A 15,255-nucleotide genomic window follows, 5' to 3' on the forward strand; every position below is an offset into this window, starting at 1 on the left:
GTTTCCTTTATATCTTTGATATTTGCCTTAATCTAACCAACAAACCTAAATTAAAACCTGATCTTCAAAAACCTAATCTTCAAAAACCGGGGCTTTAACAATCGGCTTGCTGGATAGGAGCAAGATTAATATTTAACTATGTCGGTATATTGTTCTAGAACGCTGACAATCTCATCCATTGTTTCTTTTGAAGGTGGTTCAGTACCCTCTAATGGGTAGTCATAACCAAGAGCTTCCCATTTGTGCGCACCAAGCTTGTGGTACGGCAGAAGTTCTACTTTCTCAATGTTATCCATATCTTTGATAAAGTCGCCTAGCATGTGCACAGCTTCCATATCATCGGTATAGCCAGGAACGACAACATAACGAATCCATGTTTTCTTTCCAATTTTATGTAGGTAACGTGCAAAATCAAGAGTACGTCTGTTTGATACACCGATGAAATCTTGGTGGATCTCGTCCTTCATATGTTTAATATCCAGCATGACTAAGTCAGTGGCTTCTAATACTTCGTCAATGAGCTCTGTGTGCTTACGAACGTAACCATTAGTATCTAGACAAGTGTGGATACCTTCAACATGAGCTGCGCGGAATAAATCACGTACAAACTCAGGTTGTAGCATAGCTTCGCCACCAGAGCAGGTAATACCACCACCCGATGCATTCATAAAGTGACGATAAGACTTAGCTTCTGTAATGAGTTCCTCAACAGAAACTTCTTTGCCACCATGAGTATCCCATGTGTCACGGTTGTGGCAGTACATACAGCGCATCATACAACCTTGTAGGAATACGATAAAACGGATCCCAGGACCATCAACTGTTCCACATGACTCGAATGAGTGAATTTTACCTTTCATAGACGCTCTCAATTCTAACGTTTAAGACTGGGATAAGTGTATTACAAACATGAGGTATAACCTAGACTAGAGTTCAGATAAAGGCTTTCTAATTGTAGGGTCTGTACAATTTTACAGCGACTCGAAACTAAAATAGCCAGAAAAAGGCTAAAGACCCGTTAGTATGTAAGGACTTTGGGTCCTCTTTATAGTCACTACTTTTGCTCGAGATCGCTAAACTCGCACCCCATCCTTGATAATATCCGGTGATTCCGATAGTCGCTGTCCCTTGAAGATGTTCTACTTCGTCGGCGGTAATTCCGTCATCAGGACGGTCGCCATCAATGGTGATGTCATTGAAACGCACTCGTCCTTCTATGCCGCTAAAGAGATACCATCCAGTATTACCATGCACAATAAGACTGGGATCTAGGGTGGATTCATTGCTGATTCGCGCACTACCAAAGCTTTGATTAAGCTCCGTTCCCCAGCGCCACATCAATCCTGTGGCTAACTCACTGCGATAGTTACCAACGAGCAGGCGAGTAGGGGTACTGATTTCGTGCGTTGTAGCGCCGCTCAAATCAGATTGGTACCATTTATCCATTCTATTGTAGCCAAGGTTAAACACCACTTGATTGCTGATCTGATTGTCCCACCCTTTAGGATCCGCTGATTTTATCAGGCTGTGTACGTATTTCTGCGACTCTTCAGCATAGGCATTTGGCCCAACTGTGCCTAGCATTACGCTATAGCTGTTGATGGCAGAAGGTGCGATGGAATACAGAGTTGACGATAGGTATAACAAGCCGGCGTATGGTCTTTCATCAGCTATCGGATTCGGATTTTCAATATCTTCGGGGGTCCACATCTTTTGCCCCACTTTAATATTGTATTTATGGAGACGATGGTCATTTGCAGTGGCGCTAAATTGATTTCCGGGTAATGAATCAAACAGACTACCGGGTTGAATTTCAAAATAATCGGAATAAGTCAAAAATAAACCATTGGTGTAGTCTTGGTCTGTGGTCACAATCCCGTCGTTATCAATGCCTAAATTGATCGATGAATTTGGTTTTGCAGCGCTTAACTGGGGCGTTATCACTATCAGGGTAGGGATAACCCAATGCGCTATGGGTGAAAAATTGGTCATATTACTCCGTATCTATATCAACATCCTGTTGTAGCAACTTCATCGGAGCACGTCCGTAGGTTGCTAATACCAATTTTGATAAAACTATTTTTGTTCTGTCATTTTTAGCAGTGAATTAAGCAAATAATTTTTACTGTCATCAATATTAAGCATAGGTCTAAATCTTTGTTTTTGTGCAGTTTTTAAGAGGATTTTGTAAATAAAAGTAAGCAGAAAGAGTGGAGGGGATAGTAGAGGAAATATGAAGCGGAATGATACATCTTGGCATACCTATTTCAGTATGGTCTAAACAAAAAAAACCTCGCCGAAGCGAGGTTTCAATATTAGCAGTACTTAGTTTATGAAGTAATTAAACTTACATAGACTCAGTAAATGTACGAGCGATAACGTCTGCTTGTTGTTCAGCTGTTAGAGAGTTAAAACGTACAGCGTAACCCGATACACGGATAGTTAGCTGAGGGTATTTCTCTGGGTGCTTAACTGCGTCTTGTAGAGTTTCGCGGTTAAGAACGTTAACGTTAAGGTGTTGACCACCTTCAACAGCAGTTTCATGGTGGAAGTAACCATCCATTAGACCAGCAAGGTTAGCACGTTGGCTGCTTTCTTCTTTACCTAGAGCGTTAGGAACGATAGAGAAAGTGTAAGAGATACCGTCTTGTGCATCAGCAAATGGTAGTTTACCAACTGAAGTTAGAGACGCTACAGCACCTTTCTCGTCACGACCGTGCATTGGGTTAGCACCAGGAGCAAAAGGAGCACCTGCTTGACGACCATCTGGAGTGTTACCAGTTTTCTTACCGTATACCACGTTTGAAGTGATAGTAAGAATAGACTGAGTAGGGATAGCATCACGGTAAGTGTTAAGCTTACGGATTTTGTTCATGAATGTAGTAACAAGTTCACATGCGATGTCATCAACGCGTGCATCGTTGTTACCAAATTTAGGGTAGTCGCCTTCGATTTCGAAGTCGATAGCTACGCCATTTTCGTCACGAACTGGTTTAACTGTAGCGTATTTGATTGCTGATAGTGAGTCAGCTGCAACAGAAAGACCTGCGATACCACATGCCATAGTACGTTTAACGTCACGGTCATGAAGAGCCATAAGAGCTGCTTCATAGCTGTATTTGTCATGTGAGTAGTGAATTGCGTTTAGAGCAGTCACGTATTGTGTAGCCAACCAATCCATGAAGTGGTCCATACGATCCATTAGGTCATCGTAGTCTAGAACTTCTTCAGTGATTTTAGGCATTTCTGGGCCAACTTGAGCTTTAGACTTCTCATCGATACCACCGTTGATAGTGTAAAGCATAGTTTTAGCAAGGTTAGCACGAGCGCCGAAGAACTGCATTTGCTTACCAACAACCATTGGAGATACACAACAAGCGATTGCGTAGTCATCAGACTCAAGGTCAGGACGCATTAGGTCATCGTTTTCGTACTGGATAGAAGAAGTATCGATAGATACTTTAGCACAGAAACGTTTGAAGCCGTCAGGTAGTTGCTCAGACCAAAGAACAGTGATGTTTGGCTCTGGAGAAGGACCCATAGTGTATAGGCTGTTTAGGAAACGGAAGTTAGTACGTGTAACTAGTGTACGTCCGTCAAGACCCATACCACCCATTGATTCTGTTGCCCAGATTGGGTCACCAGAGAACAATTCATCGTATTCAGGAGTACGTAGGAAACGAACCATACGTAGCTTCATTACGAAGTGGTCAATCATTTCTTGAGCTTGTTCTTCAGTGATTTTGCCAGCAGCAATGTCACGTTCAACGTAGATATCAAGGAAAGAAGAAGTACGACCAAGAGACATAGCCGCGCCGTTTTGAGATTTAACAGCTGCTAGGTAACCGAAGTAAGTCCATTGGATTGCTTCTTGTGCAGTTTGTGCAGGCTCAGAGATATCGAAGCCGTAAGACGCTGCCATTTCTTTGATTTGACCAAGAGCACGATGTTGCTCTGCAAGTTCTTCACGAAGTTGCATAGTCATTTGAAGGTCTTCGCCCTTTTCCATTTTCTCTTGAAGAGAAGTGAATTGAGCTTTTTTGTCCTTCATTAGGAAGTCCATACCGTATAGAGCAATACGACGGTAGTCACCAATGATACGACCACGGCCGTAAGCATCTGGAAGACCAGTTAGAACACCTGATTTACGACAAGCTAGGATTGAAGGAGTGTAGATATCGAAAACACCAGCATTGTGTGTTTTACGGTATTCACTGTAGATTTTTTTAACTTCAGGATCTAGAACGCGATCGTAAGCTTTACAAGAACCCTCGATCATGCGGATACCGCCGTTCGGGATTAGAGCACGCTTAAGAGGAGCTTCAGTTTGAAGACCAACGATTGTTTCAAGATCTTTGTTGATGTAACCAGCGTCATGAGACGTGATGGTAGAGATAACAGAAGTATCGAAATCTACAGGAGCGTGGGTGCTGTTCTCTTGCTTGATGCCTTCCATAACTTTAGCCCAAAGCGTATTAGTTGCTTCAGTACCTTCAGTTACAAGAAAAGACTCGTCGCCTTCAAACGGGGTGTAGTTCTTTTGAATGAATTCACGAACGTTAACTTCGGTTTGCCAGTTACCTTCAGCGAAACCTTCCCAAGCTTTAGCAAATTGCTCTGCCATGATGTACCTACCTTATTAGTAGCAAAAATACGTGCCGTCCCACTATCCAAAATTGGCTAGCTAAGTGTCATCGTTGACACAGCACACTTAAGATTAATAACAATGTGAATAAGTTCACTATCAATTAATGCTTATTCATATTGTTACTTATATCCCTCAAAAATAATTATAAGTTTTAAACTAAATTAATAAAAGGGTTTTTTTGAAATCTTTGTAACCAAAATCTGATCATTTTCCAAAAAGGCTCAATGATATTTAGCTAAGTTTAGAACAGTAATCAAATTTCAAAGTAAAAAAAAGGGTAGTGCTTAAACACTACCCTCAATATCAATTATAGGAACGCTTTTAAACCGTACTGAGGTTCAAGCATACCTACTGCCAGCATTGCTACTAGACAGATAACAAATACACTCACTGGAATGATGATCTTATCAAGGAATGATAGGCGTGCAGCACGCTCTTTATCACCAATTAGGCCATTGTTATCAAGGAACATCGTTAGTGCCCATGCAAGAACAGGGTTCGTTACGATAGCAGCAAAGATACAGATACCTGCAGCTTGTGAATCTTTTGTTTCACGAACCATTTGCATACCCGCTTCAAGTAGCGGTAGGAATACACCTACTAGCAGAGCGATACGCATTACAGGAGGCCATACTGCGATATCCATAGGGAAACCTAGGATTGCAACCACAATACACATTAGACCAAGTAGGATTGCACCACCTGGGATAGGGCGTTTTGCGATAGCCGCAGGAATCATGTATGTACCCCAAGAAGAAGTGATGTTACCACCACCAACAGCAGTACCAACCATCTGACGGATAGAACACATAGTCATAGTGTCATCAACGTCCATAAGTACTTTTTCAGTTTTCTTCGGATAGTTTAATTCTTGGAAGATACGGTGACCTAGGAAATCAGGAGACCACATAGCAACCGCTAGAATTGCAAACGGTAGTGATGCAATAAAGTGTTCTACGTTAGGTAGACCTAACTGCCAACCTTGCTCAGTGCTGCCCCACCAGTAAACAGGGTTTAGATTTGGTAGACCCATGTGTGTTTCGAAGGTTAAGTCGAAGCCTGCACCTAGACCAAGCGCAATGATAAGACCTGCAATAGCACAAACCGGAATCGCCAACCAACGCATGCCAATTTTTGCAAGGTATGCATAAATAGCAATGTTGATGCCCAGTACCACTAAACCAACATAACCAAGGCTACCCGCAGCAACGTTTGCTGACTCAAGACCTACAGCCCAAGATTGGATATCACCAATCTGACTCATGGTTCCGGAGAAGCCGAGGAACATTAACAAGCCGCCAGCGGTACCTTCCGAGGTCAAGTTGACCAGTTTGGAACCCCCTTTAAGGAAGCTCAGAATAAGACCGAACACACCAATTAAGATTGCCAATGCTAGTGGGTGAGCACCTGCTAGTGCGATAGAACCAATCAATGGAATCATTGGACCGTGGTTACCGGCCAAGTTGGCACGTGGATTCACAAACCCAGAAGCAAGAACACAAAATAGAAGGGCAGGAATTAGCATTTCAACACGCGCAACTTCAATGGCAAACTCTTTGCCTAAATGAACGTGATCCCATGCTTGTGTTAGGCCATCAGCCCAAGACATCATAACAGCAGAGTACATTGCAATGATGCCAATCGTACCTGCTAGTGCTGGAACTAAATCTTCCAGCTCGAAGCGAAAATCACGGCCAGGAAGGTTTAAACCAAAGCGGCGTGGCTTCATAATTTGAAGTTCGTGATCTAAATAGTCAGATCGAGTTGCGAATTCTGAGGCTGGTTTATGCAGTTCTGAATAGCTTTTTTCTTCAGTATCAGACTGCTTGTTGTTGGCAGCGTCGGACATAAAATCCTCGTTAGGTGTTGGATAAAAATTAATCTAGTGTAGTTAAATATTTTGCGCGTGTAATTCCGCGACGTGCTAATTTCGCATATTTATCGCGATGTGGCACGTTAATATCGGAAATAAATTAAGCAAAAATTTGAAAAATACTGATTAAATTTGAATTTGTCGGCAGAGTGTAACAAGGCTACCCCCCTGAACAATTGATCTTGATCAGTTATTGAAAACTACTGTTACAAAAGTCTCAGTGGGCTCAGATTATAGGGAATGAGTGTTCAGTTATTCTTTGTTGCATATCAATTTCGGGTCAGATCCATAACTTGTTCGTTTAAAAATGCGAGCAGCGTTAACTGTAAAACAAGTGCTTTTTAGTTGCTAAATTGTAAATAATTAGTGACTTTTGGTTATTTTCATTTACATTTGTAGTTGGGTAAATTGCTGTTATTAGTACATTTATCTGACTTATATAATACAAGATAGATATATAGGCATAAGTTGTGACTAAATATCCCGAAATGTCACAGAGTTAGGTCATTGCTAAACGGTTTTGCAAATGATACCTTTCTTTCATCAATACAGGCTGACACTAGGATTACAGGGAGAACCCAGCGCATGACGGATGTATCCGCGCTTACTATTAATAATCTGCATAAAACTTTTGGACAAAATGACGTGCTAAAAGGCATCTCACTTGAAGCACACAAAGGTGATGTAATTTCTATAATTGGCAGCTCTGGTTCAGGGAAAAGTACTTTTCTTCGTTGCATTAATTTACTCGAAACACCAACTAAAGGTGAGATTTGGGTAAATGGCGAATTGATCGAGATGAAAAACAACCGTCTTGGCGAAGCTTACCCATCTAATGCAAAACAAGTTCAGCGTATTCGTTCACGTTTAGCGATGGTATTCCAAGGGTTTAATCTTTGGTCGCACTTAACTGTTCTTGAAAATGTCATTGAAGCACCGGTACACGTTTTAGGTGTCCCTAAAGCGCAAGCGATTGAAAAAGCAAAACAGCTTTTACAAAAAGTAGGGCTGTACGAAAGAAAAGACTATTACCCAGGTCACCTCTCGGGTGGGCAACAACAACGAGCGGCAATTGCTCGCGCGTTAGCGGTCGACCCTGAAGTCATGCTATTTGACGAACCTACCTCAGCACTTGACCCAGAATTAGTGGGTGAAGTACTTGGCGTTATGCGCGATCTTGCCGACGAAGGTCGCACTATGCTGGTGGTAACGCACGAAATGGCGTTCGCCCGCGACGTATCAAATCACGTAATGTTTTTACATCAAGGCTTAGTAGAAGAGCAAGGGGATCCGGCTCAACTGTTTACTAATCCTGAGTCAGAACGACTACAACAATTTATCTCATCAATTTACTAAACGAAGTGCTTTTAAGCACTCACTTAAACACAACACAAAAACACCGAAATCACAGGAGTATGGATATGAAAAAGTGGTTACTAGCCGCAACATTGGCGGCGACAGCACTTTCAGGTTTTGCGCAAGCCAAGGAATGGAAACAAGTCCGCTTTGCTATTGAAGGAGCGTATCCTCCATTTAGCAAAACAGAAGCAGACGGTTCTCTAAGTGGTTTTGATGTCGATATGGCACACGCTCTTTGTAAAGAGATGCAAGTGAAGTGTGTCCTTGTTGCTCAAGATTGGGATGGCATGATTCCTTCTCTTCTAGCACGTAAATACGATGCGATCATCGCCGCGATGTCTATTACTGAAGAACGTAAGAAGAAAATCGACTTCACCCATAAATACGCTCTTGTTCCAAACAAGTTCATTGCTAAAAAAGGAGAAAATCTAGATTTCTCTAAAGCAGGTCTAAAAGGCGTGAAAATCGGTGTGCAACGTGCCACTACGCATGACAAGTACCTAACCGACAACTACGGCGGTGAAGTTGAAATCGTTCGTTACGGTTCTTTCGATGAAGCCTACCTAGATCTCGCTAATGGTCGTATTTCTGCGGTATTAGGCGATGCAACTGCTCTTGAAGAAGGCGTACTTAATGCCGCTGAAGGCGATAAGTATGAGTTCGTAGGTCCTACGCTAACCGATCCACAATGGTTTGGTGAAGGCTTTGGTATTGCGACTCGTAAACAAGATAAAGATCTTACTGAGAAGCTAAACAAAGCTATTGATGCCGTACGTGCTAACGGCACTTACAAAGCGGTACAAGACAAGTACTTCGACTTCGATGTATACGGTCAATAAGCCACTTTAAATAAATACGATAGCCCGAGAGAGCCGTTCTTTCGGGCTATCGACATTAATTTTACTCATAATGTTTTGCGCCTACTTTTTTAAGTTATACCAATCACACTAAGTAAGTGATCAGAGCTAGCGCCGTTATCGAGCATTTTAACAAGCTAGAATGACCAGTTATTTAGTACGATTGGTATTAAAGCATTATGAACAAAAAACATGTCATCAATGGGGTGATGGAATAACCATGATAGAGTTTAAAAAGAATTATGTTTGATTTGCAGGGTTATGAAGCCTCAATTTTAAGTGGAGCTTGGCTAACGTTGCAGGTAGCCTTGCTATCGTTATTGTTTGCCGTGGTGCTGGGCATGTTAGGTGCGTTGGCGAAGCTTTCTTCATTTCGAGTATTACGTGGTATTGCCACTATTTATACCACTATCATTCGTGGTATCCCCGATCTCGTGTTAATGATGCTGATCTTCTTCGGTGGACAGATATTACTCAACAATAGTTTGTATGCGGTGAACGAATGGTTGAATAACTACTTCACTGCCAGTGATCCAAGTCATGAATGGGTTTCTTATCTTCCGGATTATATTGATGTTAGCCCGTATGTGGCGGGCATCTTAACCATAGGCTTCATTTTTGGTGCTTACATGGCTGAAACTTTCCGCGGCGCGATTATGGCGGTGGACAGTGGTGAGCTAGAAGCAGGTAAAGCGTATGGCATGAGCCCAGTATTGGCGTTTCGACGTATCCTTTTACCACAGATGATACGGCATGCCTTACCGGGCTTTGGTAATAACTGGTTAGTGTTATTAAAAACCACCGCCTTGGTTTCTATTATTGGTTTGGAAGATATGGTTCGCGTTAGCTCTTTGGCGGCGGGCACCACTAAAATGCCATTTACCTTTTATATGGCCGTTTCTATCATCTTCTTAATTTTCACCGCAGTATCGACAGGTTTACTCAAACTTGTGGAACGCAAATTTAGCATTCAAGCGAGGTAATAAGCGTGGATTTCTCTGTTATCCTCGATAGTATCGATGTCTATATCGAAGGCTTATACACAACCGCATGGCTGGTGGGCTTGTCACTCATTATGGGTATTTGTATTGCTATCCCATTAGCGATTGCTAGAAACAGTAAAAACTGGTTTTTGGTTGCGCCAACATGGTCATTTATTTACTTTTTCCGTGGCACGCCGCTGTTAGTTCAGCTGTACCTTATTTACTACGGTATGGATCAGTTTTACCCAGTAAAAGACACGTTATGGGAAAACGCCTGGTTCTGTGCGTTAATTGCCTTTGTATTGAATACCTCGGCTTATACCTCTGAAATCATTCGCGGTGCGATTAATGGTTTGCCTAAAGGGGAAGTAGAAGCGGCTAAGGCGTATGGCATGAGCCCGTTTGCTACTTACCGTCGCATCATACTGCCAAGTGCGTTACGTCGCGCTTTACCTGCCTACAGTAATGAAGTGATCTTTATGCTACATGGCTCGGCAGTGGCAGGAATTATCACCATTCTTGATTTAACCGGCGCTGCTCGCTTGGTTAACTCACGCTATTACGCGCCGTTTGAAGCATTCCTAACTGCTGGTCTGTTTTATATGTGCCTTAGCTTCATCATTTTGTTTACGTTTAAAAATCTGGAAAAACGTTTCTTAGCCTATCTAAGACCGCTTGAATCAAAATAAAAATGATGGATATAGCATTTATCGCATCATGAATGAAACATAGCGAATAAGCATAACGAATAAAAAAACCGAATCTGTGAAGATTCGGTTTTTTGTTGTGAGTCGTTAATCACTGGGCTAAGTATTAACTGGGCAGGGAATTACTTAAAGGTTGCCCATATTGGCGCGTGATCCGATGGCTTTTCTATGCCGCGCAGTTCGTAATCTACTTCTGATTCGATACATTTGGCCGCTAAGCTTGGTGTGGCGAGCACTACATCAATACGCAGACCTCGGTTATCGGGGAAGCCCTTAGAGCGATAGTCAAACCACGAGAAGCGATCGTTTACCTCTGGTTGCAGTTTTCTGAAAGTGTCTTCAAATCCCCAATCCATTAATGTTTTTAGCCATTCACGCTCTTCAGGTTGGAATGAACACTTACCTGTTTTTAGCCAGCGTTTGCGGTTAGGCTCACCAATGCCGATGTCTAAGTCAATCGGGCTAATATTAATGTCGCCCATGACTACCAGTTGTTCGTCACTGTTGTGATAAGTAGTGAGATAGTTCATGAGATCTTTGTAAAACTGACGTTTGTATGGGTATTTGGTTTCGTGAGCGATATTATCGCCTTGTGGGAAATAACCATTAAGGATAGTCACAGGCTGGCCTGCTTCGTCTTTAACCGTGACCATGATCATGCGTTTTTGATGATCTTCGTTGTCGGTTGGAAAGCCTTTTTGCACCGATATAGGCTCTTTTTTACACAGCATTGCGACGCCGTAGTGCGCCTTTTGACCATGGTGATAGACCTTGTATCCCATCGCTTCGACATCTTCGATAGGGAAGGCTTCATCGTGGACTTTAATTTCTTGTAAACCGATCACATCCGGCTGATGTTTGTCGATAATGGCTTGCAGTTGGTGAAGTCGGGCTCTAAGGCCGTTGATGTTGAAACTAATGATTTTCATTCTGTCATTCCATGAATCTAGGGTCTAATTTAGGTTTGCTGTTGCTTCTTACTCAGTAGGTCGTTTTTGACCATTTCTAACGCCGATAACGCGGTTTCAATCTCTACCTCGTTGGACTCAAGTAAATAGATAAGATCAACCGCCAGTTTTACATCGTCAGGCGCATTGTCTAAAGGAGATTGAGGTTCACTCATTACTGATGTTGCTCCTTGTACGTAATTTGCTTTTCAATTCGAATAATGGCTTCGCGACACCGCTGTAAGCGTTGCTCTGCGGTGAGTAAGGCTTGTTGAGCTTGCCCTTGGTTAAAGCCCTGGGCATTATCTAAGGCGCGTTGACGATCAATGACCATCTCCATCAATTGTCGCTCCCACTCTTTATGCTTGGCTAAGTCTTGATAGAAGGCATTAATCGGTTTTCGATAATAACTTTTGTGTTTCGGCTCGTCTTTGCGAAAGTGCGCGGTAGATAATTCGCGGCTAATGGCACTAATTTGTGCCAGTAAACGCTCTGATAAGTATTCCGCTCGCTCTTTGGTTAAGCGTCCATGTTGTTGTTCGCGCAAGATGGACTCGTAAGTTTGCGTAGTCTCAAGCACGCAAGGGTGCAATAACTTAGAGCGACAATGAAATAAGCTACTATCAAATAAGGGCTGATGATGCTCACCGCGCTGTTTATCTAATTGGGTTGCGCTGTGAGACATCTGAGCAAGCTTTTCTTTTAACTGGGAAATTTGACTCATGTAATAGCCTTATATAGCGACAAACCAAGCGTTATAAGCCAGTTTAACCGCTAGGATAGTCACCACAGTAATAAATACTGGTCGAATAAACTTAGCGCCAAAGCGAATGGCAGAGTGAGCGCCAAAATAGGCCCCTAGCATCAGGCAAAAGCCCATAGTCAGGCCGAGTAGCCAGTCAATGTGTCCAAGATAGGCAAACATTAATAAAGAGGTGAAATTACTGGTGAAGTTCATCGCCTTTGCCAGCCCTGACGCAAGCAAAATATTGAGGCGATACAGCGCCATACTACTGACTGTCCAAAAAGCGCCAGTACCAGGGCCTGCCATACCGTCATAGAAGCCTAAGCTAAAGCCTTGAGTCACTTGGGCGACATTGTGCTTAGTGCTGGGGTCGGGCATGGCGTTTTTATTTGCATCCGGCGTTTTATAAATAATGGTGTACAGTGCGGCGGCCAAAATAATAAGCGGTAAGCCTTTTTCTAGCCATTCAGTGGAGATTGAATCAACAAATAAGGTGCCACAAGTTGCGCCTATCAAGGTGGCAATGAATGTGGGTAGCCATAGCTTTGGTTTAAAGAGCTTCTTCTTATAATAAGTAAAGGCGGCAGTTGATGAGGCAAACGATGCCGCTAATTTATTGGTGCCTAACGCAATGTGCGGAGGCAATCCAATAGACAGCAGTGCTGGAACGGTCAACATTCCGCCGCCACCTGCCACCGCATCAATAAAGCCTGCTACAAAAGCAACGATTGCTAATATGAGCAACATGCTTGGTTCTATATATTCCATTGAGTCGTGAACTAATCCTAATCGATGCGACGTTTAAAAGGGGGTAATGAGTCTAATAATGCTTTGCCGTAGCGTTTTGTCACTAGGCGACGGTCAAAAATGATGACTCTACCAGAATCTTGTTCTTTTCGCAGTAATCTCCCCACTGATTGGATGAGCTTCTTACTTGCTTCGGGCACCGCAATTTGCATAAACGGGTTTCCGCCACGGCTTTCAATATATTCGGCATGTGCTTCTTCAACTGGAGAAGTGGGTACCGCAAACGGGATCTTAGTGATTACTAAGTTTTCCAACAAGTTACCTGGTAAGTCTAGACCCTCAGAAAAGCTACCGGTACCAAATAAAATACTGGTTTTACCTTTTTCGATGGCTTTTTTATGATTCTTGATGATTTCGATACGAGAACTGTCACCTTGTACCTGTAACTGCCAGCCTTTTTTCGTTAGCTCAGTTTGCATTGCGTCCGCCACTTGATTCATTTGCCAATAGGAGGCAAACAAAACCAAATTGGCTTTATCGGCAACCAACCAATTGATCAGTTCTTTGCTTAGGTAATCGGTAAACTCAGGTGCTTGAGGCTCGTACTTTGTTTTTGGGACGATAAGCTCGGCGTTGGCTTGGTAGTCAAAGGGAGAAGCCAATGCCAAAAATTGTGTGCCGTCTTCTTGGGCATAACTGACGCCACTTTGCTGGCAAAAGAAGTTAAACGAATTTAATGCCCTTAACGTAGCTGAGGTTAATACTGCGCCCACGCATTTGCTCCATAACTGTTGATCGAGAGACCAACCGACTTCAAGTGGGGAAACGCTGACCACGAAATCAAGTTCACGCTCGGGATTGGTTTCAATCCAGCGGGCGAGGGGAGCGCCTTTGTCTCGTGATGGCTCGGCCATTAACTGCCAAACCTTGGCCAAATTTTCTAGCCTTTGTAAAAAGAAGCCTGCTTCGGCAAGAGCCGGTTCAGCTAGGCGAGGAGAGACTTCGCCATCTTTAATTCTTTCACTTATCAGATCGGTTATCTTGGCTAGTGCTTGAGCGGCTTTAGTACAAACGGTCTTAAGCTCTTTACTTTGTTCTACGAGCCACTGCGGTAATTCACCGTGTTCAAAGCGCAGTCGATTCTCTTTAAATCCAGCGGGATCTAATTGACGAGCAACGTTGTTTAAACTTGGGATGATCTCAGCAATCGAGTTTTGTAGCTCTGTAAGAAAACGGTCGACACGTTTGGCATCGGCTAGTGATGAAATCTTAGTGCTGCTTTTATTGAGCGTTTCTAGCCATGCAGCGGCACCTTTTAAACTGGCCGATGCCGAGGAGTGATCACGCGCCACTTTAGGTAAATGATGGGCTTCATCAAACACATAAATGGTATTTTCAGGCTCTGAGAGGATGACGCCGCCACCGAGATCTAAATCAGCCATGACTAAACTGTGGTTTGCAATAACCACATCGGCTTTATCCAGTTCCGAGCGTGCTTTTTGAAATGGACAACCCCTGTGCGCGGGGAGGCCGTTATTACAACTGTGTTTGTCACTGACACTACTTTGCCATACTTCGTCTTTTATTGGTTTTGGCCAAGAGTCACGGTCGCCATCCCATTTATTTTCAGACAAGGCTTTATACATTCTTTCAAGTAGCTCTATGTCTGATTTTTTCGGCTTAGTTTCAAACATGGCTATTTGTCCGTCATCAGCGCCGGATGCGGCAGCCAGTTTTTCTGCGCAACAATAACGTTGACGTCCTTTTGCCAAAATAAATGAAAATTCAAAATCCACAAGACGGCGGTATAAAGGTAAATCTTTATTTATAAGCTGCTCTTGAAGGGCAACGGTGGCGGTGGAAATAACCACTTTGCGGTTATTAAACTTTGCGACAGGGATTGCCGCCATTAAATAAGCAAGGGATTTACCGATTCCGGTGCCAGCTTCAGCAACAATCAAACGGTTACTTTTATGGTACTCACCACAAAGGGTTTTCGTGATCTCTGCAACTAAGTAATTTTGTGCTCGACGGGGAATAAAATTATCCAGTTGATGATGCAGATTTTTGTAGCTGTGGCGTATTGCTTCTTGGATTTTGGGATTCATTTTTTATCAGACAGTGACATGCTGACGCCATAATAACACATCTATACAGGCTACATACGCAATACAAGAATGTAGTTCGATAAAGAATTCTTGTGATTTGCGTCACAAAAATATCAAGCGAAATGGCAGTATTAAAAAGTTCATATTTTATGTTCGGCTTATTATCGACTAGATATAAATACTTTCATTGTGAAACTTATAACACTTATCTATCGTTCTGATTCTAGAATGACTTCCATATATGGAATATTATATTGCGAAAAGTGCAATTTAAAGAGTTG

The 15,255-nt window shown here is 42.7% G+C and carries 13 protein-coding genes; 4 read left to right on the top strand and 9 right to left on the bottom strand.

Annotated elements, in window-relative coordinates:
- Nucleotides 1-125 precede the first annotated feature (125 nt).
- The 4 genes from pflA to OCU38_RS05015 all read right to left on the bottom strand — a co-directional run bounded on the left by pflA (nt 126) and on the right by OCU38_RS05015 (nt 6,497).
- Entirely contained in the window at nt 126-860 is a 735-nt protein-coding gene (pflA, locus tag OCU38_RS05000; protein ID WP_261824000.1) for a pyruvate formate lyase 1-activating protein, read from the bottom strand.
- A gap of 127 nt (nt 861-987) precedes the next feature.
- Nucleotides 988-1,992, bottom strand: a complete 1,005-nt coding sequence (locus OCU38_RS05005; protein ID WP_261824001.1) for a lipid A deacylase LpxR family protein — start codon at nt 1,990-1,992, stop codon at nt 988-990.
- A 355-nt stretch (nt 1,993-2,347) separates the two neighbouring features.
- The gene (gene pflB, locus OCU38_RS05010) at nt 2,348-4,624 is read right to left on the bottom strand and encodes a formate C-acetyltransferase (protein ID WP_261824002.1); all 2,277 of its coding nucleotides are present in this window, start codon (nt 4,622-4,624) and stop codon (nt 2,348-2,350) included.
- Between the two features lie 331 nt (nt 4,625-4,955).
- Complete coding sequence (locus tag OCU38_RS05015) at nt 4,956-6,497, bottom strand: DUF3360 domain-containing protein (protein WP_261824003.1); 1,542 nt, start codon at nt 6,495-6,497, stop codon at nt 4,956-4,958.
- 609 nt (nt 6,498-7,106) lie between these two features.
- Between OCU38_RS05015 and OCU38_RS05020 the strand changes: the two genes are divergently transcribed.
- The 4 genes from OCU38_RS05020 (at nt 7,107) to OCU38_RS05035 (ending at nt 10,409) form a co-directional block, all read left to right on the top strand.
- Nucleotides 7,107-7,877 carry an ABC transporter ATP-binding protein gene (locus OCU38_RS05020; protein ID WP_261824004.1) on the top strand — a complete coding sequence of 257 codons (771 nt, stop codon included), beginning with the start codon at nt 7,107-7,109 and terminating at the stop codon, nt 7,875-7,877.
- Nucleotides 7,878-7,942: 65 nt separating this feature from the next.
- Complete coding sequence (locus tag OCU38_RS05025; RefSeq protein WP_261824005.1) at nt 7,943-8,719, top strand: ABC transporter substrate-binding protein; 777 nt, start codon at nt 7,943-7,945, stop codon at nt 8,717-8,719.
- 260 nt (nt 8,720-8,979) lie between these two features.
- Nucleotides 8,980-9,720 (top strand): ABC transporter permease, encoded by a 741-nt coding sequence (locus OCU38_RS05030; RefSeq protein ID WP_261824006.1) that lies wholly within the window; start codon nt 8,980-8,982, stop codon nt 9,718-9,720.
- Nucleotides 9,721-9,725: 5 nt separating this feature from the next.
- Nucleotides 9,726-10,409, top strand: coding sequence for an ABC transporter permease (locus OCU38_RS05035; protein ID WP_023405547.1), 684 nt, complete (start codon nt 9,726-9,728; stop codon nt 10,407-10,409).
- Nucleotides 10,410-10,549: 140 nt separating this feature from the next.
- On the opposite strand, the gene xthA is transcribed toward OCU38_RS05035, so the two are convergent.
- From xthA to dinG, 5 genes are read right to left on the bottom strand one after another with little or no spacing between them, the layout of a single operon-like run.
- Nucleotides 10,550-11,356 (bottom strand): exodeoxyribonuclease III, encoded by an 807-nt coding sequence (gene xthA, locus OCU38_RS05040; RefSeq protein WP_261824007.1) that lies wholly within the window; start codon nt 11,354-11,356, stop codon nt 10,550-10,552.
- A 29-nt stretch (nt 11,357-11,385) separates the two neighbouring features.
- Nucleotides 11,386-11,550 (bottom strand): pleiotropic regulatory protein RsmS, encoded by a 165-nt coding sequence (rsmS, locus tag OCU38_RS05045; RefSeq protein WP_261824008.1) that lies wholly within the window; start codon nt 11,548-11,550, stop codon nt 11,386-11,388.
- Nucleotides 11,550-12,098 (bottom strand): primosomal replication protein, encoded by a 549-nt coding sequence (locus OCU38_RS05050; protein WP_261824009.1) that lies wholly within the window; start codon nt 12,096-12,098, stop codon nt 11,550-11,552. The genes rsmS and OCU38_RS05050 overlap by 1 nt, the downstream gene beginning before the upstream one ends.
- 9 nt (nt 12,099-12,107) lie before the next feature.
- Nucleotides 12,108-12,887: a sulfite exporter TauE/SafE family protein gene (locus tag OCU38_RS05055; RefSeq protein WP_261824010.1), complete on the bottom strand. Its 780-nt coding sequence runs from the start codon at nt 12,885-12,887 to the stop codon at nt 12,108-12,110.
- A gap of 17 nt (nt 12,888-12,904) precedes the next feature.
- On the bottom strand, nt 12,905-14,974 hold the full coding sequence (gene dinG, locus OCU38_RS05060; protein ID WP_261824011.1) for an ATP-dependent DNA helicase DinG: 2,070 nt from the start codon (nt 14,972-14,974) through the stop codon (nt 12,905-12,907).
- Nucleotides 14,975-15,255: the final 281 nt, after the last annotated feature.

The organism is Vibrio neonatus (assembly GCF_024346975.1).
Lineage (GTDB): Bacteria > Pseudomonadota > Gammaproteobacteria > Enterobacterales > Vibrionaceae > Vibrio > Vibrio neonatus.